This is a genomic window from Pseudomonas sp. FDAARGOS_761 (assembly GCF_013343155.1).
GTDB classification, from domain to species: Bacteria; Pseudomonadota; Gammaproteobacteria; order Pseudomonadales; family Pseudomonadaceae; genus Pseudomonas; species Pseudomonas aeruginosa.
Map to the genome: position 1 here is coordinate 4020905 of NZ_CP054572.1, position 23053 is coordinate 4043957.

The following is a 23053-nucleotide window of genomic DNA, read 5'->3' on the forward strand; positions in this document are numbered from 1 at the left end:
TGGCACGCTCGGAGACGCAGCGGGCAGCTCGGGAAGGTGGCGGAGGCAGGCCGACCGGCTATCGACGGCCGGCCCAGGGAAGAGGCGAAACGCCCCGTAGGAAGGGAAGTCCGGCAAAGGGCCGGTCGCCGGGACGGGGACAATCCCGATCTCGCAGCCGGTTGCCGGCCACATGGTAAAATCCGCCTTTGACCGTGAAGCTCGAGGCAATGAAAATGCGCATTCTCCATACCATGATCCGGGTCGGAAACATCGATCGCTCGATCGATTTCTATACCCGGGTGCTAGGCATGACCCTGCTCAGGAAGAACGACTATCCCGACGGCCAGTTCACCCTGGCCTTCGTCGGCTATGGCAACGAGGCGGATTCCGCCGTGATCGAGCTTACCCACAACTGGGGCGTGGATGCCTACGAGATCGGCACCGGCTACGGCCATATCGCCATCGAGGTCGACGACGCCTACCAGGCCTGCGACGACATCCGCAACAACGGCGGCCAGGTCACCCGCGAAGCCGGGCCGATGAAGCACGGTACCACCGTGATCGCCTTCGTGACCGACCCGGACGGCTACAAGATCGAACTGATCCAGAAGTCTTCCTGAACGGCCCCGGCTATCGCTTTCAGCAATCAGGAACGAAGAACCCCGGCTCATGGCCGGGGTTCTTCGTTCCATCTCAGGCGGCGCACGTCGGTCAGGACAGCGTGCGGCCCTTGTTCGCGGCGATGCGCATGCGCAGCGCGTTGAGCTTGATGAAGCCCGCGGCATCGGCCTGGTTGTAGGCGCCGCCGTCTTCCTCGAAGGTCGCGATGTTGGCGTCGAACAGCGAGTCGTCGGACTTGCGGCCCACCACCACGACGTTGCCCTTGTACAGCTTCAGGCGCACTACGCCGTTCACGTTGACCTGCGAGGCGTCGATCATCTGCTGCAGCATCAGGCGCTCCGGGCTCCACCAGTAGCCGGTGTAGATCAGGCTGGCGTACTTGGGCATCAGCTCGTCTTTCAGGTGGGCCACTTCGCGGTCCAGGGTGATCGACTCGATGGCGCGGTGGGCCTTGAGCATGATGGTGCCGCCGGGGGTCTCGTAGCAGCCACGGGACTTCATGCCGACATAGCGGTTCTCGACGATGTCGAGGCGGCCGATGCCGTTGATCCCGCCGACGCGGTTCAGCTCGGTGAGCACCTCGGCCGGGGTCATGTCCTTGCCGTCGATGGCGACGATGTCGCCCTTGCGGTAGGTCAGCTCGATGTAGGTCGGGGTGTCCGGCGCGTTTTCCGGGGAAGCGGTCCACTTCCACATGTCTTCTTCGTGCTCGGTCCAGGTATCTTCCAGCACGCCGCCTTCGTAGGAGATATGCAGGAGGTTGGCGTCCATCGAGTACGGCGACTTCTTCTTGCCGTGGCGCTCGATCGGGATGCCGTGCTTCTCGGCATAGTCCATCAGCTTCTCGCGGGACAGCAGGTCCCACTCGCGCCAGGGCGCGATCACCTTGACGCCGGGCTTCAGCGCGTAGGCGCCCAGCTCGAAGCGGACCTGGTCGTTGCCCTTGCCGGTGGCGCCGTGGGAGATGGCGTCGGCGCCGGTCTCGTTGGCGATCTCGATCAGGCGCTTGGCGATCAGCGGACGAGCGATGGAGGTGCCCAGCAGGTACTCGCCTTCGTAGACGGTGTTGGCGCGGAACATCGGGTAGACGAAGTCGCGGACGAATTCTTCGCGCAGGTCGTCGATGTAGATTTCCTTGACGCCCATCGCGCGGGCCTTGGCGCGAGCCGGTTCGACTTCCTCGCCCTGGCCGAGGTCGGCGGTGAAGGTCACCACTTCGCAGTTATAGGTATCTTGCAACCACTTCAGAATTACCGAGGTATCCAGGCCGCCGGAATACGCCAGGACTACCTTCTTCACATCCGCCATGCCATCACTCCACGGGGGTCGTCACGAAAAGCGACAATTCTACGCAGGGCATTCGGGAAATTACAGAGGGGCGACAGCTTTAGACGCAAAAGCGACAGATTCTATCGTTTGCGCGACTCAAACCGTGGGTTTTCCCTGAAGCGAGGCGGCCGGAGGCTTCGGTGCGGCAGGTTCTGCCGCGGGCGGCGCCGGCTTGTCCTCGGCCTTCGGCGCTTCCGTCGCCGGCTCGACCACCGCCTCGCGCGACAGGTGCACGGTGACCCGGCGGTTGCGCGCACGGTTGGCGGCGCTGTTGTTGGCCACCAGCGGGTAGCGCTCGCCGTAGAAGCGCACGTTGATCTGGCTTTCCGGCACCCCGTTGCTCTTCAGGTACTCCTGCACCGCCAGCGCGCGGCGGCGCGACAGGTCGCGGTTGGTCAGGCGGTTGCCGCTGTTGTCGGAGTGCCCGTCGAGTTCGATCCGGTTGATGCTCGGATCGGCCTTGAGCAGTTGCAGGATGATGTCCAGCTTGGCTCGCGCCACGTCGTTCAGCGCCGTGCCGCCGTCGGGGAAGCCGACCTGGGCCAGCTTGACCTGCTCGAAGTTCACCGGCAGCAGCTTGGCGATGCAGGCCTGGTACTGGCTGTAGACGCTGGCGAAGCGCGCCGGCAGCAGGCGCACCTCCAGGCGATCGCCCTGCCAGGTGCGATGGCGGACCAGCGGGCTGCGCCCCTCGAGCAGGCCGGTGAGCAACCGACCGGCCTGTTGCTGGCTGCTGTTGAACGGCACCTCGCCGCTGCCGATGCTGACCTGGCCAAGGTTGATGTCGCCCTGTCCCGGTCGCCAGGGCGGCGCGGCAGCCAGCAGGGTCGCCGACCCGCGCCCCAGCCACTGGGCCTCGGGCTTCAGGCGGAAGGTCGCCTGCTCGCCGGCACGCCGGACGAACTCGCCGACCCCGAAATTCGCCACCGGCTGCGACAGGCGGCATTCGAACTGGTCGCCTTCGACCTTCCACTCGACGCTCTCCAGCCGCGTCTGGAAGGTCACCGCCAGCGCCGGCAGGCTGCTGAGCAGGAAAGGCAATAGAAGAAGGCGCGGCTGCACGACGGCGGGCTCCGGGAAAGCGTCCAAATACGAAGGATGTATCGGACGGCCCGGACAAAACTTGATAGCGAGTGCCCCGCCCCCCCTTTTCCGGTAGCATTTCCCCCCACGAAATCCCGTCCTGGAAGCCCCATGTCCGACCGTCTCACCCTCCTGCGCCCCGACGACTGGCACATTCACCTGCGTGACGGTGCCGCGCTGGCCAATACCGTCGGCGACGCCGCCCGCACCTTCAGCCGCGCCATCGTCATGCCGAACCTGGTACCGCCGGTGCGCAACGCCGCCGAAGCCGACGCCTACCGGCAGCGCATCCTCGCCGCCCGTCCCGCCGCCAGCCGCTTCGAGCCGCTGATGGTGCTGTACCTCACCGACCGCACCAGCGCCGAGGAAATCCGTACCGCCAAGGCCAGCGGCTTCGTGCATGCCGCCAAGCTCTATCCGGCAGGCGCCACCACCAACTCGGACTCTGGCGTGACCCGCATCGACAATATCTTCGAAGCGCTCGAGGCGATGGCCGAGGTCGGCATGCCGCTGCTGGTGCATGGCGAGGTGACCCGCGCCGAGGTCGACGTATTCGATCGCGAGAAGCAGTTCATCGACGAGCACCTGCGCCGGGTGGTCGAGCGCTTCCCGACCCTGAAAGTGGTCTTCGAGCACATCACCACCGGCGACGCCGCCCAGTTCGTCCGGGAAGCCCCGGCCAACGTCGGCGCGACCATTACCGCCCATCACCTGCTGTACAACCGCAACCACATGCTGGTCGGCGGTATCCGCCCGCATTTCTATTGCCTGCCGATCCTCAAGCGCAACACCCACCAGGAAGCCCTGCTGGACGCCGCGGTGAGCGGCAATCCGAAATTCTTCCTCGGCACCGACTCGGCGCCGCACGCCCGCCACGCCAAGGAAGCCGCCTGCGGTTGCGCCGGCTGCTACAGCGCCTACGCCGCCATCGAGCTGTATGCCGAGGCCTTCGAACAGCGCAATGCGCTGGACAAGCTGGAAGGCTTCGCCAGCCTGCACGGCCCGGACTTCTATGGCCTGCCGCGCAACACCGACCGGATCACCCTGGTCCGCGAGGAATGGCAGGCGCCCGCCAGCCTCCCCTTCGGCGACTTCGACGTGGTGCCGCTGCGCGCCGGCGAGACACTCCGCTGGAAACTGCTGGAGGCGGGGGCATGAGCGAAGACAACTTCGACGACGAATTCGACGGCAGCCTCCCCAGCGGCCCGCGCCATCCGATGGCGCGCCGCTTCCGCGGCTACCTGCCGGTAGTGGTGGACGTCGAGACCGGCGGCTTCAACTCGGCCACCGACGCGCTGCTGGAAATCGCCGCGACCACCGTCGGCATGGACGAGAAAGGCTTCCTGTTCCCGGAACACACCTACTTCTTCCGCATCGAGCCCTTCGAAGGCGCCAACATCGAGCCGGCCGCACTGGAATTCACCGGCATCAAGCTTGACCACCCGCTGCGCATGGCGGTGCAGGAGGAAGCGGCACTCACCGAGATTTTCCGCGGCATCCGCAAGGCGCTGAAGGCCAATGGCTGCAAGCGGGCGATCCTGGTCGGGCACAACAGCAGCTTCGACCTCGGTTTCCTCAATGCCGCGGTGGCGCGTACCGGGATCAAGCGCAATCCGTTCCATCCCTTCTCCAGCTTCGACACCGCCACCCTGGCTGGCCTCGCCTACGGCCAGACGGTCCTGGCCAAGGCCTGCCAGGCCGCCGGCATGGAGTTCGACAACCGCGAGGCGCACTCGGCACGCTACGACACCGAGAAGACCGCCGAGCTGTTCTGCGGCATCGTCAACCGCTGGAAGGAAATGGGCGGCTGGATGGATGACGACGACTGAGCTTCGGCCCACTTAGGCGGATAACGCCAGGACGTTATCCGTCCTACGCGACCGGTCAGGCAATCTCCCCTCTTCGGAGCGAGGCGCGTGACCTGGGATGGGGCTGCCGGCCCCCGCGAACCCATGAAAAAGCCCCGCCGAAGCGGGGCTTTTTTCCAACGCGCGAAGCAGGCTCTTCTTACAGCTTGCTGGCGTTCTCGGCCAGGTACTTGGCCACGCCTTCGGGCGATGCGGTCATGCCCTTGTCGCCCTTCTTCCAGTTGGCCGGGCAGACTTCACCGTGCTCCTCATGGAACTGCAGGGCATCGACCAGACGCAGCAGCTCGTCCATGTTGCGGCCCAGCGGCAGGTCGTTGACGATCTGCGAGCGCACAACGCCTTCCTTGTCGATCAGGAACGCGCCACGGAAGGCCACGCCACCGTCGGACTCGACGTCATAGGCCTTGGCGATCTCGTGCTTGGTGTCGGCCGCCAGGGTGTACTTGACGGCACCGATGCCGCCCTTGTCCACCGGGGTGTTGCGCCAGGCGTTGTGGGTGAAGTGGGAGTCGATGGAAACGCCGATCACCTCGACGTTGCGCGCCTGGAATTCCGGGATGCGGTGGTCCAGGGCGATCAGCTCGGACGGGCAGACGAAGGTGAAGTCCAGCGGATAGAAGAACACCAGGCCGTACTTGCCCTTGATGGCCTCGGACAGGGTGAAGCTCTCGACGATCTCGCCATTGCCCAGTACCGCGGCAACGTTGAAGTCAGGCGCTTTCTTACCTACGAGTACGCTCATTCCATGTCTCCTTTAAGCGGAAGGTTGAAGGACGGCACCGCAGCCTGCCGGCTCCTCGCGAAGCCTCGATGGCAGGGGCGCCGTTCCCGGGAAACAACCATCATACACCCCGCCCCAGCCGGCGCTAAGTCTTTGTCCGACAAAGCCATTTGTCGGGGGGCGAAAAAAACCCGACTAAAACGCTCCAGGGAACTTTGACAATCATTCTCATTATTATTAGTATCTTTTCCAACTCAACTTCCCAGTAGCCAGATCGCCATGTACGTCTGCCTCTGCCAAGGTGTTACCGACAACCAGATCCGCGATGCCATCTACGAAGGCTGCTGCAGCTATCGTGAGGTTCGCGAAGCCACCGGCGTCGGTACCCAGTGCGGCAAGTGCGCATGCCTGGCCAAGCAGGTGGTACGCGAAACCCTCAACGACCTGCAGAGTGCCCAGCCGGTACCGGCGTTCGGGACTACGGCGTTCGTCGCTGCCTGAAAAATATTTTTTATCCCTCTTTCAGAAGAACCGGGCCTGGCGCCCGGTTTTTTTATGCCTTCAATTCAATGACTTAGCGGCAGAACGCGGAAAGAAAACATTCGTATTCATATTCTTTTTCCCTTATATTTCAATAACTTAGGTTTGACACCCTGCTTCGTCGCGGCCAAACTTGGCGAATCACACCCACTACGACGGCAGGATTCGGCATGAAAGGCGACAAGAAAGTCATCCAGCACCTCAACAAGATCCTCGGCAACGAGCTGATCGCGATCAACCAGTACTTCCTCCACTCGCGCATGTGGAACGACTGGGGCCTGAAGCGCCTCGGCGCCCATGAGTACCACGAGTCGATCGACGAGATGAAGCATGCCGACAAGCTCATCGAGCGCATCCTCTTCCTCGAAGGCCTGCCCAACCTGCAGGACCTCGGCAAGCTGCTGATCGGCGAGAACACCCAGGAAATGCTGCAGTGCGACCTGAACCTGGAGCTGAAGGCGACCAAGGACCTGCGCGAAGCCATCGTGCATTGCGAACAGGTGCACGACTACGTCAGCCGCGACCTGCTGAAGGACATCCTGGAGTCGGAAGAAGAGCACATCGACTACCTGGAGACCCAACTGGGCCTGATCCAGAAAGTCGGCCTGGAGAACTACCTGCAGTCGCACATGCACGAAGACGACTGATCGGGAACCACGACGAAGCGCCGGCGGCCTGCCCCGTCGGCGCTTTTTTCTTGCCCGCCAGAAAGCCTCAGGCGCTGCGCGGCCTGCGCCGGACCAGATCGGCGCGCAGGGCCAGCAACAGGCAAAGACCGACCAGTACCAGCAATGCCCAGCGCAGGCCGATCTCGTGGGCCAGCAGGCCGATCAGCGGCGGACCCATCAGCAGTCCGCCATACCCCACGGTAGAGACGGCGGCGACCCCGATCACCGGATCGATGCCCGGCTGGTTGCCAGCAGCGCTGATCACGATCGGCACCATCACCGACAGTCCCAGGCCAACCACCCCGAAACCGGCGATGCTCAGTGCCGGCCAGGGGCTGAACAGCGCCACCAGCATGCCCAGCGTGGCCAGCGAACCCAGGCCGCGCAGCAATGGCGCATCGTCGATGCGTCCGCGCAGGCGGTCGCCGAACAGGCGCCCCACCACCATCGCCGCGGAAAACGCCGCGAAGCCCAGCGCCGCCACCCGCTCGGAAGCATCCAGAACGCTGTGCAGGAACAGCGCGCTCCAGTCAGCCACGCCGCCCTCGGAAACGAACGCGCAGAGAATCAGCAGGCCCAGGCCGAGCAAGGCCCGCGGCGGCAAGGTGAAGCCGCCGCCCTTGCGCGCGCCCGCCTTGCTCGGGTCCGGCGGAAGCAACGCGCGTACGAAGAATGGCAGGCTCAGCAGGCCGAGTGCGGTGAGAATGAGGAAATGCCAGAACGGCGTCAGTCCGGCCAGGGCCGCGGCGCTCAACGCACCGACCAGGCAGCCGAGGCTGTACATGCCATGCAGCATGGACATGCAGGGCTTGCCGAGCAGGCGCTCGACATCCACCGCCTGGATGTTCATCGCCACGTCCATCCCGGCGAAGCTCACGCCCAGCACGTAGAAGGCCAGGGCCAGTTGCCACCAGCCCTGGCTCAGGCCGAGCAGCGGAAACACCAGCAGCATGATCAGGCAACCGCCGATCACTACGCTGCGGCTGCCGATGCGCTGGACCAGAAAACCGCTCAACGGGAACGCCGTGAGCGCGCCGACCCCGACGCCGAGCAGGGCCTGGCCGAGCGCGCGCTCGTCCAGCTGGGTCTGCTCCTTGAGCGCCGGGATGCGTCCCATCAGGTTGCCGATGACCAGCCCGGCCATGGCGAAGAAATAGATGCAAGCCAGGCGACCCTGGCGAGGATTGACTTCCGACATGGAGGCTCCCGGTTTCCTTGCTGGTTTCTCCGGACAAAAAAGAAACCCCGCACAAGGCGGGGCTCTTCGTCGGATGCGCGGATCAGGCGTTGGCTTTGGCCGCCGCGTCCTTGACCAGGGTCTGCAGTTCGCCCTTCTCGAACATCTCGGCGAGGATGTCGCTGCCGCCGACCAGTTCGCCATTGACCCACAGCTGCGGGAAGGTCGGCCAGTTCGCGTACTTCGGCAGGTTGGCGCGGATTTCCGGGTTCTGCAGGATGTCGACGTAGGCGAACTTCTCGCCACAGGCCATCAGCACCTGGGCCGCGCGCGAGGAGAAACCGCACTGCGGGGCGTTCGGCGAACCCTTCATGTACAGCAGGATGGGGTTGTTGGCGATCTGCTCTTTAATGGTTTCGATGATGTCCATGGCTTACCTCAACAGGAACGTTTCGACACGGTAACTCGGCAAATAATGACCGGTATTGTATCGGAAAGCCTAGCGCGACGCTCGGCTTTACTCTCGCGTTCCGTCGACCCGCTCAGGCCGCTTCCACCTCCACCGGCAGGCCGTTGAGCGCGGCGTTGCCCGACAGCAGGTCGAGATGACGCTCGTCGGTCAGGTCGTTGGCGCTGGCGCCGGCCTGGGCGCGGGCGATCGCCAGTTGCACGCCGGGCCGCGCGTGGCCCCAGCCGTGCGGCAGGCTGACCACCCCGGGCATCATCTCGCTGCTCGCCGCCACCTCCACCTCGACGCTGCCGACCCGCGAGCGCACCCGCACCCGTTGCCCGTCGACCAGGCCGCGACCCTCCAGGTCCCGCGGGTGCATCAGCAACTGGTGACGCGGCTTGCCCTTCACCAGGCGATGGTAGTTGTGCATCCAGGAATTGTTGCTGCGCACGTGGCGTCGTCCGATCAGCAGCAACTGGTCGGACGCAGGCAGTGGCTGTGCGGCGAAACGTTGCAGGTCGTCGACGAACAGCGGCGGCGCGGCCTGGATGCGCTGGTCGGCGGTCTTCAGGCGCGGCGCCAGGTTCGGCCGCAGCGGCCCGAGGTCGATGCCGTGGGGATGTTCGCGCAGAGTGGCCAGGCTCAGCCTGTGCTCGGAACGGTCGCCGTAGGCGCCAGCGCGCAGGCCGAGGTCGATCATCTGCTGCGGCTCCAGGGTCGGTTTCAGCTCCAGGCCGTTGCGCGCGGCGAAGGCCCACGCCAGGCCGACGAAGATCTCCCAGTCGTGCAGCGCACCCTCGGGACGCGGCAGCACGGCCTCGTTGAAACGGGTCACGTTACGCACGGCGAAGACGTTGAAGGTGGTGTCGTAGTGATCGTGCTCCAGCGGCGCGGTGGGCGGCAGGATGAGATCGGCGTAGCGGGTCGTCTCGTTGATGTAGAGGTCGATGCTGAGCATGAACTCCAGGCCGTCCAGGGCCTGTTCGAGCCGCCTTCCGTTGGGCGTGGACAGCACCGGGTTGCCGGCTACCGTGACCAGCGCGCGCACCTGCCCCTCGCCTTCGCCGAGGATTTCTTCCGCCAATGCCGCCACCGGCAGTTCGCCGCCATATTCCGGCAGCCCCGAGACGCGGCTGCGCCAACGGCCGAAGTGGCCACCCGAGGTACTCGCCACCAGGTCCAGGGCCGGCGAGGTGCACAGCGCGCCACCGACCCGATCGAGGTTGCCGGTGACCAGGTTGATCAGTTGCACCAGCCACTGGCAGAGCGTGCCGAAGGCCTGGGTGGAAACGCCCATCCGGCCATAGCAGACCGCCCGTTCGGCGGCGGCGAAATCCCGCGCCAGTTGGCGAATGCTTTCGGCCGGCACGCCACAGCGCACGCTCATGGACTCGGCGTCGAAGACCGCGACCGCCTCGCGCACCCGCTCCAGCCCGTCGACCGGCAGCGGCGTGGGGCGACCGAGGTGCTCCTCGAACAGGGTGTTGAGTATCCCGAGCAACAGCGCCGCATCCTGGCCGGGACGAATGAACAGGTGCCGGTCGGCGATAGCCGCGGTCTCGCTGCGCCGGGGATCGACCACCACCAGCCGGCCACCGCGGGCCTTCAGCGCCTTCAGGCGCTTCTCCACGTCCGGCACGGTCATGATGCTGCCGTTGGACGCCAGCGGGTTGCCGCCGAGCACCAGCATGAAGTCGGTGTGGTCGATGTCGGGGATCGGGATCAACAAACCATGGCCGTACATCTGCTGGCTGACCAGGTGATGCGGCAACTGGTCGACGGAAGTCGCGGAGAAGCGGTTGCGCGTTTTCAGCAGGCCGAGGAAGTAGTTGCTATGGGTCATCAGGCCGTAGTTGTGCACGCTCGGATTGCCCTGGTAGACCGCCACCGCATCGTTGCCATGGCGCTCGCGGATCTCACCGAGGCGGCTGGCCACCAGCGCGAAGGCCTCGTCCCAGCCGATCGGCTGCCACTCGCTGCCGACCCGGCGCAACGGCTGGCGCAGGCGGTCGGGGTCGTCCTGGATGTCCTGCAGGGCCACCGCCTTGGGACAGACATGGCCGCGGCTGAAGCTGTCCTGCGGGTCGCCCTTGATCGAGCGGATCCGCGGCACGCCGCCCTCGTCGCTCTCGGTCTCGATGGCGAGCCCGCAGATGGCCTCGCAGAGATGGCACGCACGGTAGTGGAGGATCTTGCTCATGGCTCGCCTCTTCATTGTCGTCGCCGGCCGCCGCGGCCCGGCGCGTACGCGAGGACCAGACGACCGGTCTAGTCGTCGAATCGGCACTATGCGGCGCCTTCCGCCGCCGCGCCAGCAGCGTCAGTCGGCTGAATCGCCAGGCATCAGGCTGGCCGATGGGCGCGGTAGAGGGGAAGCGTGCCGTTTGTCCGGCTGTCAACTATCCACCTGGGAATTCCGGCGCGGCGAAAGCCGGTGCTAAACCTTGTCTCTTCGAGTCCGCCCCTGTCCGACAAGACCAATAAAGCGTGGAGACCGCATGACCGACGCCCGCCCCTTCCGCCCTCGCCCCACCTCGTTGTCAGCCGCCCTGCTGCTGGGCGCCTGGATCGCCCAGCCGGCCACGGCCGCCTATGTCGAAACCGGTCGGCCCGGCGATCCGGCCAGTTGGCGCTCCGCCGAATACCAGCAGGACTGGGGCCTGGAACGGATGCGGGCCGACCAGGCCTATGCCGCCGGCATCGACGGCCAGGGCGTGAAGATCGGCGAGATGGACTCCGGTTTCGACCCGAGCCATCCGGATACCCCCGCCTCGCGCTACCAGCCGGTGACGGCCAGCGGCACCTATGTCGACGGCACGCCGTTCAGCGTCAGCGGCGCGATGAACGGCAACAACGACTCCCACGGCACCCACGTCGGCGGCACCCTCGGCGCCTCGCGCGACGGCGTCGGCATGCACGGGGTGGCCTACGCGGCACAGGTGTACGTCGCCAACACCAACCAGAACGACAGCTTCCTGTTCGGCCCGACGCCCGACCCGAACTATTTCAAGGCCGCCTACCAGGCGCTGGCCGACGCCGGGGTGCGGGCGATCAACAACAGTTGGGGCAGCCAGCCCAAGGACGTCAGCTACGAGACCCTCGACGGCCTGCACGCCGCCTATGCCCAGCACTACGGGCGCTCCACCTGGCTGGACGCCGCCGCCGGCGTCTCCCGCCAGGGCGTGATCAACGTCTTCAGCGCCGGCAACAGCGGCTACGCCAACGCCAGCGTGCGCTCCGCCCTGCCCTACTTCCAGCCGGACCTCGAAGGCCACTGGCTGGCCGTGTCCGGCCTCGACCAGCAGAACGGCCAGCGCTACAACCGCTGCGGCATCGCCAAGTACTGGTGCATCACCACGCCCGGCCGCCTGATCAACAGCACCATGCCCGGCGGCGGCTACGCCAACAAGTCCGGTACCTCGATGGCCGCGCCCCACGCCACCGGCGCGCTGGCCCTGGTCATGCAGCGCTATCCGTACCTGAACAACGAGCAGGCGCTGCAGGTTCTGCTGACCACCGCCACCCAGCTCGACGGCACGCCGACCGGCGCCCCCACCGACACCGTCGGCTGGGGCGTGCCGGATCTCGGTCGGGCGATGCATGGGCCTGGACAATTGCTCGGCCGCTTCGAGGCCAACCTCCCGGCCGGCCTGCGCGACGAATGGAGCAACCCGATTTCCGATAGCGCCCTGCTCCAGCGCCAAGCCGAGGCCGCCGCCGAGCACGCAGCCTGGCAGCGGATGCTGAAGGACAAGGGCTGGGAAAACGGCTTGCCGGCCGGTGCCAGCCAGCAGGAACGTACCGACTATGCCATCGGCATGGCCCGCGACCAGGCCGCCGCCCAGCGCCAGTACCAGGGCAGCCTGGTCAAGGCCGGTGCCGGCAGCCTGGTCCTGAGCGGCGACAGCACCTATCGCGGGCCGACCCTGGTCGATGGCGGGCTGCTCAGCGTCGACGGTTCGCTGCTGTCCGCCGTCGAAGTCAATGCCGGCGGCACCCTCGGCGGCAGCGGCAGGATCGGCGGCCTGCTGGCGCGCTCCGGCGGCACGGTGGCCGCGGGCAACTCCATCGGCACCCTGGAGGTCGCCGGGGACCTGCGCTTCGAATCCGGCTCGACCTACGCGGTGGAGCTTTCGGAAAGCGCCAGCGACCGGATCGTCGCCAGCGGCAAGGCGAGCCTCGCGGGCGGCAATGTCACCCTGGCCATGGAAAACAGCCCCGACCTGCTCAGCCAGTCCCAAGTCGAGAGCCTGGTCGGCCGCCGCTACGACATCCTCGACGCCGCCGGCGGCATCGACGGGCGCTTCGACGCGGTATTGCCGAACTACCTGTTCCTCGGCGGCACCCTGGACTACGCGGCCAACGCCATCCGCCTGGATATCGGACGCAACGGCACGGCCCTCGCCAGCGTCGCGCAGACGCCCAACCAGGCGGCGGTCGCTGGTGCCGTGGAAGCGCTCGGCGCCGGCAACCCGGTCTACGAAAGCCTGCTCCTGTCGGAAAACGCCGCAACCGCCCAACGGGCCTTCCAGCAATTGTCCGGGGAAATCTACCCGGCGCTCGCCGGCCTGTTGCTCAACGACAGCCGCTATCTGCGCGACAGCGTCGGCGAACGCCTGCGCCAGACCAGCGACGGCGAGGCCGGCGGGGAGGCTCCCGAAGGCTGGTTCAAGGCGCTCGGCTCCTGGGGCAAGAGCGCCGATGGCAGCCACGGCAGCGAAGGCTACCGGCATTCGGTCGGCGGCTTCCTGCTCGGCGTCGACAGCCAGGTCGCCAGCGACACGCGCCTCGGCCTGGTGGCCGGCTACAGCAACAGCTCGCTGAACATGGACAGCAGCCTGCAATCCTCCGCCAGCATCGACAGCTACCACCTCGGCGCCTACCTCGGCCGGCAATTGCAGCAATGGCGCCTGAGCCTCGGCGCGGCGCACGCCTGGCACCGCGCCGAGGTCAAGCGCGACCTGCAATACGGCGCCGTGGCCGGCAAGCAGAAGGCCAAGCTCGACGCACAGAGCAGCCAGTTGTTCGCCGAGGCCGCCTACGCGCTGGGCTGGCGCAGCCTGGAGCTGGAACCCTTCGCCGGGCTGGCCTACGTGCACGTCGCCAGCGATGACTTCCGCGAACGCGGTAGCGCCGCGGCCCTGGAGGGTGGCGACGACAACCTGGACGCCGCCTTCACCACCCTGGGCCTGCGCGCGAAACGGCATTTCGAGCTGGATGCCGAACGCCGCCTGGCGCTCTCCGGCACCCTCGGCTGGCGCCACAATCTGAGCGACACCACCCCGCAACGCCACCTGGCGTTCGCCAGCGGCAGCCAGCCATTCAGCGTGGAAAGCGTGGCCCTGTCCCGCGACGCCGCGCTGCTCGGCGTCGACGCCAGCCTCGCGGTGAATCGCGAAGTGAGCGTGCGGCTGGGCTACAACGGCCTGCTGGGCAGCCGCGAGAAGGACCATGGCGTCGGACTGGCCGTCGACTGGCGTTTCTGACTTCGGTTACGAGGGCATGCCGTCCGTTGGATGGGTTCCGGCGGGCGGCAAGGGGAAAAAGCCACTTCATTGCCCTCGGTCACGAAACCGCTGCAAATATGAGAAAAAGACCTAACTAAAGGATTCATGCGAAATGCATAGCGCTATACTGTCCATCCAGCGCTGTACTATCCCTTCCAGCGCTGATCGCGACCCGGTGCCCGCACCACCGTGCCGCACGAGCCCCGGAGATCCGCACCTCCGGGGCTCACCTTTTGCTCCTCTCGCGCCCTCCTTCCCCGGCTGAGCCCCTGCCCCTGCAAATCCGCGACGAATGGCCGCAATCCGGCAATCCGATGAACGAGCGGCCGAACGGCGGGCGCCCAGGCTGCCGGCGCACAGTCGCGGAACGGGTCAGGCCTGGCGGAAGAAGATCATGCCGAACAGCACCGCCAGGGCGCTGAGGAACGACAACCCGGTTTGCCCCAGGACCACCAGGATCGCGGCCGCCGCCGTGCTCAGCGCATGCCAGCCCCAGAGCAGGCACGACAGGTTGAGGACGATGCCGGCCAGGGCCAGGTGACGCTTGCGGCTGCGCCTGAGCAGGCCGGCCAGGCCCAGCACCAGGCCGCAGGTCGATACCGCGAAGACCGCCAGCAAGGCGGCGAACAGGCCGAGCAGATGGTTCTCGTCGCTGAGGTCGATCCGCTCGCCGAGCGCCAGCGCCATCACCGCCAGCGCGATGGCGACCCCGGCCAGGGCGAGGAACAACGACAGGCCGCCCAGCCGCGATTGGCGCAATGGCCGTGCCGGCGGCGCGGCGGCGAGTGTTTCTCCCGTGTGCATGTTCGACCTCCCTGGTCCGAAACCCGCCTCCTCCATGAAGGCATTCGGGCGCGCACAGCATAAAGCGTCGCCCCGCCCAACCGATAGATCGACGAGGCGGGACTTTGGCGGCGGGACAACCGCGAAGACCCGGGAAAAACCCCGTAACCCGCGCCTTCCAAGCCCCTCCTTGTGTTTCCGCGACATTTCCTTATAAGATCGCGCCTTCCCCTATTTTCCCGCACGTTGCGGTCCCGCCGCAGGTCCAGTCCCGTTTTCTCTCGCGAAAGCCGGCCAGTGCCTCGGCCAGCAGTAAAAATAAAAGGTAGTCAGCGATGAGCGTACGGCACTTTCTCTCGTTTATGGATTACAGCCCCGAAGAGCTGATCGGTCTGATCCGCCGCGGCAGCGAGCTGAAGGACCTGCGCAACCGAGGCGTGCTCTACGAGCCGCTGAAGAGCCGGGTCCTGGGCATGGTCTTCGAGAAGGCTTCGACCCGTACCCGCCTGTCCTTCGAAGCCGGGATGATCCAGCTCGGCGGCCAGGCGATCTTCCTCTCCCCGCGCGACACCCAGCTCGGCCGCGGCGAGCCGATCGGCGACAGCGCCCGGGTCATGTCGCGGATGCTCGACGGCGTGATGATCCGCACCTTCGCCCACGCCACCCTGACGGAATTCGCCGCGCACTCGAAGGTGCCGGTGATCAACGGCCTGTCCGACGACCTGCACCCCTGCCAGTTGCTCGCCGACATGCAGACCTTCCACGAGCACCGCGGCAGCATCCAGGGCAAGACCGTGGCCTGGATCGGCGACGGCAACAACATGTGCAACAGCTATATAGAAGCGGCGCTGAAGTTCGACTTCCAGTTGCGCGTGGCCTGCCCCGAGGGCTACGAGCCGAAGGCCGAGTTCGTCGCCCTTGCCGGCGACCGCCTGCGCGTCGTCCGCGACCCGCGCGAGGCAGTGGCCGGCGCGCACCTGGTGAGCACCGACGTGTGGGCCTCGATGGGCCAGGAAGACGAAGCCGCCGCACGCATCGCCCTGTTCCGTCCCTACCAGGTGAACGCCGCGTTGCTCGATGGGGCCGCCGACGATGTACTATTCATGCACTGCCTGCCGGCCCACCGCGGCGAGGAAATCAGCGAAGAGTTGCTGGACGACCCGCGCTCGGTAGCCTGGGATCAGGCAGAGAACCGTCTGCACGCGCAGAAGGCCCTCCTCGAATTGCTGATCGAACACGCCCATTACGCCTGAGCCCATGAGCCACGACCTGCTGCTGAACCTGAAAGATCTCGCCTGCGGCTACGCCTCGCAGAAAGTGGTGCAGGACCTCGACCTGCACCTCAATGCCGGAGACATCGGCTGCCTGCTGGGTCCTTCGGGATGCGGCAAGACCACCACCCTGCGCGCCATCGCCGGCTTCGAGCCGGTGCTGGCCGGGCAGATCGAACTGGGCGGCGAAGTCATCTCGCGTCCCGGCTTCACCCTGGCGCCGGAGAAACGCCGGATCGGCATGGTGTTCCAGGACTACGCGCTGTTCCCGCATCTCAGCGTGGCCGACAACGTCGGCTTCGGCATCCGCAAGCATCCACAACGCGAACGCCTGGTGCGCGAGCTGCTGGAGCTGGTCAAGCTCGACCACCTCGCCGCGCGCCACCCCCACGAACTCTCCGGCGGCCAGCAACAACGGGTGGCCCTGGCCCGCGCGCTGGCGCCCGAACCGCTGTTGCTGCTGCTCGACGAACCCTTCTCCAACCTCGACGTGGAACTGCGCCGCAGCCTCAGCCAGGAGGTTCGCGAGATCCTCAAGGCACGCGGCACCAGCGCGATCCTGGTGACCCACGACCAGGAAGAAGCCTTCGCCGTCTGCGACCACATCGGCGTGTTCAAGGAAGGTCACCTGGAACAGTGGGACACCCCCTACAACCTCTACCACGAGCCGCTGACGCCCTTCGTCGCCAGCTTCGTCGGCCAGGGCTACTTCATTCGCGGCCAGTTGCTCAGCCCCGATACGGTGCAGACCGAACTCGGCGTGATCCGCGGCAATCGCGCCTACAGCCTGCCTTCCGGCAGCGCGGTAGACGTCCTGCTGCGCCCGGACGACCTGGTGCACGCGCCGCAGGGCGAGCTGAAGGCGCGGATCGTCGGCAAGACCTTCCTCGGCGCCGCCACCCTGTACCGCCTGCAATTACCCACCGGTACCCAGCTGGAATCGATCTTCCCCAGCCATGCCGACCACCAGCCGGGCGATGACGTCGGTATCCGCGTCGCCGCCGACCACCTGGTGGTGTTCGCCGCCCGGGGCAGCGTCGCCGCGCACCTCGCTCCCGTCCAGGCCTGATACCTCGGCGCCGTTCGGTCGGCGGCGCCTTTCCCTATCGACCGCATAGGTGGAGCCGGACGTCTCCAGCCCCTACAATCGCCCGACGATTCGAGGAGCCTGAACGATGCTGATGGTGATTTCCCCCGCCAAGACCCTGGACTACGAGACCCCGCCGGTCACCCACCGCTTCACCCAGCCGCAATACCTGGACCACGCCCAGGAACTGATCCAGCAACTGCGCCAGCTCACCCCGCTGCAGATCAGCGAACTGATGAAGCTTTCCGACAAGCTCGCCGGCCTGAATGCCGCTCGCTACGCCAGCTGGCATCCGGAGTTCACCCCGGAGAACGCCAAGCAGGCGTTGCTCGCCTTCAAGGGCGATGTCTACACCGGCCTCAACGCGGAAGATTTCGGCGAGGACGATTTCGCCTTCGCCCAGGATCACCTGCGCATGCTCTCCGGTCTCTACGGCGTGCTGCGCCCGCTCGACCTCATGCAGCCCTATCGACTGGAAATGGGCACCCGCCTGGCCAACGCCCGTGGCAAGGATCTCTACGCCTTCTGGGGCGAGCGTATCAGCCAGTGGCTGAACGAAGCGCTGGCCGCCCAGGGCGACGACGTGCTGCTCAACCTGGCCTCCAACGAGTACTTCGGCGCGGTGAAGCGCAAGGCGCTGCAAGCGCGGGTCATCGACACCGAGTTCAAGGACCTGAAGAACGGCCAGTACAAGATCATCAGCTTCTACGCCAAGAAGGCTCGCGGCATGATGGCTCGCTACGTGATCCGCGAGCGCCTGCGCGACCCGGCCGGGCTGAAGGACTTCAATGCCCACGGCTATTACTTCAGCGCCGAGCAGTCCGGCCCGGATCAGCTGGTATTCCTCAGGGACGCCCCGCAAGACTGACCTCCCCCGGCCCGCCGCCCTGGCGGGCCGCTCCTCTTTCGGCACGCCGACGCCTCCTGGCGCTGGAGCGTTCGTCCCTCCGAGGCTCTGCTGCGCCGTCTTTCTCCCCGGAAAAGCCCTTGTGGCGAATAGGCCTACTCAACCGTTCGTCTGCAAGTCATGCGGAACTGCATCACATTTTTTCACACCCAGCCCACCTGCTTTTTCCCAATTCGAGGCGGAAATGCCATCTCCGGCGTAATCCATTGGCCATTACCAGCCTCCCGCCATTACATGCAAATTACGATTGCAAAGTGCATGGATCGAAGATTAAGGAATCCTTAAGGTTTGCTTAAGGCGGTAAAAGCAGCTTCTGTTTCATTCCGGTGACGCGGAACTTTCAGCCGCCATGCATTCTGCAACTAGTGGCCATTGGCAGGCATTTAACGGAAAGGCCATCAAGTTGGTATCAAGTGATATCAAACGGATATTTCCAAATATTTCGCGAGCGGGACAAACGGCCGGAACTTCCCTCGCAGAGAAAACATCCTATCACCGCGATGCCTATCGATAGTTATGGGCAGAGCAACTTGAAACCGTCTCGAATAATCGGACTCCGCTCCGAGGGACAAACTCAACCTGTTGAAATTAAAGGCCTTTAGAAACTTGAATTCTATGGACCGAACTAAAACGAAGCATCCAAGGTCGGGTTATGCACCGTTATTGAAACCCACCTGAAACATTAAAGGGCATGAACTTATAACTTGCCCTATTAGAGTGCCGAACAACTAAGCACTCTATTCGAAACTGCCTGAAGGCGGATCAAGGGCTCTGGATCGGGGCTCGTAGTAACGGCTCGCCAGATAGGGAAGTGGCCATACGGCCACCTCATTAACGGCGCGACAAACAATCGAGGTGAATGCGATGCGAATCAGCATCTTTGGTTTGGGCTATGTCGGTGCAGTATGTGCTGGCTGCCTGTCGGCACGCGGTCATGAAGTCATTGGTGTGGATGTCTCCAGCACCAAGATCGACCTGATCAACCAGGGCAAGTCGCCCATCGTCGAACCGGGCCTGGAAGCGTTGTTGCAGCAAGGCCGGCAGACCGGACGGCTGTCGGGCACCACCGACTTCAAGAAGGCCGTGCTGGACTCCGACGTATCGTTCATCTGCGTCGGCACGCCGAGCAAGAAGAACGGCGACCTGGACCTGGGCTACATCGAGACCGTCTGCCGCGAGATCGGCTTCGCCATCCGCGAGAAGTCCGAACGCCACACCGTGGTGGTGCGCAGCACCGTACTGCCGGGCACCGTCAACAACGTGGTGATCCCGCTGATCGAGGATTGCTCGGGCAAGAAGGCCGGGGTCGACTTCGGCGTCGGCACCAACCCCGAATTCCTCCGCGAGAGCACCGCGATCAAGGACTACGACTTCCCGCCGATGACCGTGATCGGCGAACTGGACAAGCAGACCGGCGACCTTCTCGAGGAAATCTACCGCGAGCTGGACGCGCCGATCATCCGCAAGACCGTCGAGGTCGCCGAGATGATCAAGTACACCTGCAACGTCTGGCACGCCGCCAAGGTCACCTTCGCCAACGAGATCGGCAACATCGCCAAGGCGGTCGGCGTCGACGGTCGCGAGGTGATGGACGTGATCTGCCAGGACCACAAGCTCAACCTGTCGCGCTACTACATGCGTCCCGGCTTCGCCTTCGGCGGCTCCTGCCTGCCCAAGGATGTACGCGCCCTCACCTATCGCGCCAGCCAGCTGGACGTCGAGCACCCGATGCTCGGTTCGTTGATGCGCAGCAACTCCAACCAGGTGCAGAAGGCCTTCGATCTCATCACCAGCCACGACACCCGCAAGGTCGGCCTGCTCGGCCTGTCGTTCAAGGCCGGCACCGACGACCTGCGCGAAAGCCCGCTGGTGGAGCTGGCCGAGATGCTCATCGGCAAGGGCTACGAGCTGCGCATCTTCGACCGCAACGTCGAATACGCGCGTGTCCACGGGGCCAACAAGGAATACATCGAGTCGAAGATCCCGCACGTCTCCTCGCTGCTGGTCTCCGACCTCGACGAAGTGGTGGCGAGTTCCGATGTGCTGGTGCTGGGCAATGGCGACGAGCTGTTCGTCGACCTGGTGAACAAGACCCCGAGCGGCAAGAAGCTGGTCGACCTGGTGGGCTTCATGCCGCACACCACCACTGCCCAGGCCGAGGGCATCTGCTGGTAGCGGGCCGCCCCTGGCCCCGTGAGCCGGTAAAGAACCTCTTTATCGCCCTCGGACCGAAGGCCGTCTCCGCGGCGTGCGCCATAACAACAACAAGCGCACGCCGGCGTCGAGGCCAAGGTCCCCAGCCCGATGGAACTGATGATGGAAACTTACAAACGTGGCCTCGCCGAAGCCACCGGCTGGCTGGTGTTCCTCAGCCTGCTGATGGTGCTCGCGCTGGCAGTGCCGAAGACCGTGTTCGACGCCGACTCCAAGGATTTCATCCTGCTTATCGGCGCCGTCGGCATCTGGCGCTACTCCATGGGCGGCGTGCACTTCCTGCGCGGCATGCTGTTCCTCCACGTGGTCTACCCGTACTACCGCCGGCGCGTGCGCCAGTTGGGCAGCGCGGCCGACCCGTCGCACGTGTTCCTGATGGTCACCAGTTTCCGCATCGACGCCCTGACCACTGCCATGGTCTATCGCTCGGTGATCCGCGAAGCCATCGACAGCGGCTACCCGACCACCGTGGTCTGCTCCATCGTCGAGATGTCCGACGAGGTCCTGGTCCGTTCTCTGTGGGAGAAGATGAACCCGCCGGACCGGGTCAGCCTCGACTTCGTGCGGATTCCCGGCACCGGCAAGCGCGACGGCCTGGCCTATGGCTTCCGCGCGATTTCCCGGCACCTGCCGGACGACGACGCGGTGGTCGCGGTGATCGACGGCGACACCGTGCTCGACCACGGCGTGGTGAAGAAGACCGTGCCCTGGTTCAAGCTCTTCCCCAACGTCGGCGGCCTCACCACCAATGAATTCTGCGAAGTGCAGGGCGGCTACGTGATGAGCGAGTGGCACAAGCTGCGCTTCGCCCAGCGTCACATCAACATGTGCTCGATGGCCCTGTCCAAGCGCGTGCTGACCATGACCGGACGGATGTCGGTGTTCCGCGCCCGGGTGGTGACCAACCCCGAGTTCATCACCGACGTCGAGAACGACCACCTGGAGCACTGGCGCCTGGGTCGCTTCAAGTTCCTCACCGGCGACGACAAGTCCAGCTGGTTCAGCCTGATGCGCCTGGGCTACGACACCTTCTACGTGCCCGACGCGGCGATCAACACGGTCGAGCACCCGCCGGAGAAGAGCTTCATCAAGGCCAGTCGCAAGCTGATGTACCGCTGGTACGGCAACAACCTGCGGCAGAACTCGCGCGCGCTCAAGCTCGGCGCGCGGCGCCTGGGCTGGTTCACCATGCTGGTGCTGTTCGACCAGCGCGTCTCGATGTGGACCAGCCTGCTCGGCCTGGTGGTGGCGATCCTCGCCAGCCTCAAGTACAGCATCGCCTTCCTGCTGGTGTACCTGCTCTGGATCGGCCTCACCCGCCTGGTGCTGACCCTGCTCCTCTCGCTCTCCGGGCACCGCATCGGCCCGGCCTATCCGCTGATCCTCTATTACAACCAGATCGTCGGCGCGCTGGTGAAGATCTACGTGTTCTTCCGCCTCGACCGGCAGTCCTGGACCCGCCAGCCGACCAAGCTGGAGCGCGGCCTGGCTAGCTTCCAGCGCTGGTTCAACGCCTGGTCGTCGCGGGCCATGACCTTCTCTGCCGCCAGCATCTTCGTCGCCGTGCTGCTGACCATCGTATGACCACCGAATCGACTACGGACAACGCCAGGGCCGCGGCCCGCGCGCAAATCGACCCAGATTGGACCGAACAGGACCCGACACCATGAATACAGCCGTCAACGTCAACGTCGTGCACGAATCCGAAGCCCAGCGCCAGTTCGCCCGGGTCAAGCTGCCGGCGCGCATCCGCTACATCGGCGCCAACCGCGAAGGCGTCGACGCACGCCTGCTGGATCTCTCCGCCGGCGGCTTCGCCTTCACCGCGAGCGGCGCGCCGATCCAGCCCGGCGACCTGTACAAGGGCAAGCTGCTGTTCCAGGTCGACAGCATCAGCTTTTCCCTCGAAGTGGAGTTCCAGGTGCGCTCGGTGGACCCCGCCAGCCGCCGCGTCGGCTGCGAGTTCCAGAACCTCAAGCCGCGCGAGGTGGCGGCCCTGCGCTACCTGATCACCTCCTACCTGGCCGGCGAGGTGATCGGCGTCGGCGACATGCTCAATACCCTCCAGCGCGAGAACTTCACCAAGGCCCGCAAGCAGGGCGGCGGCAACGGCGGGATGGGCTTCTTCGGCCGGGTCCGGGCGGTGACCCTGAGCACCGCGATCTTCGTCGTCGGAGTCGGCGCCTTCGCCTTCATCCTCAACCAGATGTACAACCTGTACTTCGTCACCCATGCCGATTCCGGCGTGGTCAGCGTCCCCAACCAGCAGATCACCATGCCCCGCGAGGGCACCGTGCAGAGCCTTCTCGGGCCCAACGCGGAAGTCGCCAAAGGCGCGCCGATCGCCACCTTCTCGGCCAACCTGCTGGACATGCTCAAGGGCAACCTGACCGAGGAGCAGCTCAACCCGGGCAACATCGAGAAGCTCTTCGGCCACCAGATGAAAGGGACCCTGACCAGCCCCTGCGACTGCCGCGTGGTCCAGCAACTGGTAGCCGACGGGCAATACGCCAACAAGGGCCAGGTGATCTTCACCCTCGCCCCGCGCGACAGCGTGGCCAGCATCGAGGCGCGCTTCCCCTACCGCAACGCCGCCGAGCTGGCGCCGGGCACCCGGGTGAACTTCCAGGTCGCCGGCGACGGCGTCAACCGCAGCGGCCGCATCGTCAACACCGCGCCGGTGGACGGCGACCTGTCCTCGGAAATCCGCGTGCAGATCCAGCCCGACCAGCCGCTCGACGCCCAGTACGCCGGCCGCCCGGCCGAGGTCAGCATCGGCGGCCTCCCCGGCCGCACCCTGCTGAACAAGGCCGTGACCCTGGCCACCGCTCGCTGACCGGTACC

The 23053-nt window shown here is 65.5% G+C and carries 19 protein-coding genes; 12 read left to right on the plus strand and 7 right to left on the minus strand.

From position 1 onward, the window contains the following. Positions 1–215: 215 nt before the first annotated feature. The gene (gloA, locus tag FOC67_RS18745; protein ID WP_003110007.1) at positions 216–602 is read left to right on the plus strand and encodes a lactoylglutathione lyase; all 387 of its coding nucleotides are present in this window, start codon (positions 216–218) and stop codon (positions 600–602) included. 91 nt (positions 603–693) lie between these two features. On the opposite strand, the gene FOC67_RS18750 is transcribed toward gloA, so the two are convergent. Beyond that, the gene (locus FOC67_RS18750; protein ID WP_003092065.1) at positions 694–1911 is read right to left on the minus strand and encodes an argininosuccinate synthase; all 1218 of its coding nucleotides are present in this window, start codon (positions 1909–1911) and stop codon (positions 694–696) included. Between the two features lie 117 nt (positions 1912–2028). Beyond that, entirely contained in the window at positions 2029–2994 is a 966-nt protein-coding gene (motY, locus tag FOC67_RS18755) for a flagellar protein MotY (RefSeq protein ID WP_003138116.1), read from the minus strand. Between the two features lie 132 nt (positions 2995–3126). On the opposite strand from motY, the gene pyrC reads away from it, so the two are divergent. After that, a complete protein-coding gene (gene pyrC, locus FOC67_RS18760) occupies positions 3127–4173 on the plus strand; it encodes a dihydroorotase (protein WP_009313611.1) in 1047 nt (348 codons plus the stop codon). Then, positions 4170–4844: a ribonuclease T gene (gene rnt / locus FOC67_RS18765; RefSeq protein WP_003092070.1), complete on the plus strand. Its 675-nt coding sequence runs from the start codon at positions 4170–4172 to the stop codon at positions 4842–4844. Before pyrC ends, rnt begins: the two co-directional genes overlap by 4 nt. 178 nt (positions 4845–5022) lie before the next feature. Here the strand turns inward: rnt and FOC67_RS18770 are convergent, their stop codons facing one another. Next, positions 5023–5625: a peroxiredoxin gene (locus FOC67_RS18770; protein ID WP_003092073.1), complete on the minus strand. Its 603-nt coding sequence runs from the start codon at positions 5623–5625 to the stop codon at positions 5023–5025. Positions 5626–5883: 258 nt separating this feature from the next. Here FOC67_RS18770 and FOC67_RS18775 point away from each other — a divergent pair, with 258 nt between their 5' ends. Both FOC67_RS18775 and bfrB read left to right on the plus strand, forming a co-directional pair. Further along, positions 5884–6105 carry a bacterioferritin-associated ferredoxin gene (locus FOC67_RS18775; RefSeq protein WP_003092075.1) on the plus strand — a complete coding sequence of 74 codons (222 nt, stop codon included), beginning with the start codon at positions 5884–5886 and terminating at the stop codon, positions 6103–6105. A gap of 209 nt (positions 6106–6314) precedes the next feature. Next, positions 6315–6791, plus strand: coding sequence for a bacterioferritin BfrB (gene bfrB / locus FOC67_RS18780; RefSeq protein ID WP_003092078.1), 477 nt, complete (start codon positions 6315–6317; stop codon positions 6789–6791). A gap of 67 nt (positions 6792–6858) precedes the next feature. Here the strand turns inward: bfrB and FOC67_RS18785 are convergent, their stop codons facing one another. The 3 genes from FOC67_RS18785 to FOC67_RS18795 form a co-directional block, all read right to left on the minus strand. Beyond that, the gene (locus tag FOC67_RS18785; protein WP_003104266.1) at positions 6859–8010 is read right to left on the minus strand and encodes an MFS transporter; all 1152 of its coding nucleotides are present in this window, start codon (positions 8008–8010) and stop codon (positions 6859–6861) included. A gap of 82 nt (positions 8011–8092) precedes the next feature. After that, on the minus strand, positions 8093–8419 hold the full coding sequence (grxD, locus tag FOC67_RS18790) for a Grx4 family monothiol glutaredoxin (RefSeq protein WP_003092082.1): 327 nt from the start codon (positions 8417–8419) through the stop codon (positions 8093–8095). Positions 8420–8531: 112 nt separating this feature from the next. Then, on the minus strand, positions 8532–10640 hold the full coding sequence (locus FOC67_RS18795) for a molybdopterin oxidoreductase family protein (RefSeq protein WP_009313600.1): 2109 nt from the start codon (positions 10638–10640) through the stop codon (positions 8532–8534). Between the two features lie 298 nt (positions 10641–10938). Between FOC67_RS18795 and FOC67_RS18800 the strand changes: the two genes are divergently transcribed. Continuing rightward, positions 10939–13926, plus strand: a complete 2988-nt coding sequence (locus FOC67_RS18800) for an autotransporter domain-containing protein (RefSeq protein ID WP_009313598.1) — start codon at positions 10939–10941, stop codon at positions 13924–13926. A gap of 393 nt (positions 13927–14319) precedes the next feature. Here FOC67_RS18800 and FOC67_RS18805 read toward each other — a convergent pair whose 3' ends face one another. After that, positions 14320–14751: a hypothetical protein gene (locus FOC67_RS18805; RefSeq protein ID WP_009313597.1), complete on the minus strand. Its 432-nt coding sequence runs from the start codon at positions 14749–14751 to the stop codon at positions 14320–14322. Positions 14752–15065: 314 nt separating this feature from the next. On the opposite strand from FOC67_RS18805, the gene argF reads away from it, so the two are divergent. From argF to alg44, 6 genes are all read left to right on the plus strand, one after another. After that, on the plus strand, positions 15066–15983 hold the full coding sequence (argF, locus tag FOC67_RS18810; RefSeq protein WP_003092090.1) for an ornithine carbamoyltransferase: 918 nt from the start codon (positions 15066–15068) through the stop codon (positions 15981–15983). Positions 15984–15987: 4 nt separating this feature from the next. Continuing rightward, positions 15988–17070 carry an ABC transporter ATP-binding protein gene (locus FOC67_RS18815; protein ID WP_003092092.1) on the plus strand — a complete coding sequence of 361 codons (1083 nt, stop codon included), beginning with the start codon at positions 15988–15990 and terminating at the stop codon, positions 17068–17070. A gap of 106 nt (positions 17071–17176) precedes the next feature. Then, positions 17177–17956: a peroxide stress protein YaaA gene (gene yaaA / locus FOC67_RS18820; protein WP_003092094.1), complete on the plus strand. Its 780-nt coding sequence runs from the start codon at positions 17177–17179 to the stop codon at positions 17954–17956. Between the two features lie 903 nt (positions 17957–18859). Further along, positions 18860–20170: a GDP-mannose 6-dehydrogenase gene (algD, locus tag FOC67_RS18825; RefSeq protein WP_003110461.1), complete on the plus strand. Its 1311-nt coding sequence runs from the start codon at positions 18860–18862 to the stop codon at positions 20168–20170. Between the two features lie 138 nt (positions 20171–20308). Then, positions 20309–21793, plus strand: coding sequence for a mannuronan synthase (gene alg8, locus FOC67_RS18830; RefSeq protein ID WP_003119545.1), 1485 nt, complete (start codon positions 20309–20311; stop codon positions 21791–21793). Positions 21794–21875: 82 nt separating this feature from the next. Further along, positions 21876–23045: an alginate biosynthesis protein Alg44 gene (gene alg44, locus FOC67_RS18835; RefSeq protein WP_003092101.1), complete on the plus strand. Its 1170-nt coding sequence runs from the start codon at positions 21876–21878 to the stop codon at positions 23043–23045. Positions 23046–23053: the final 8 nt, after the last annotated feature.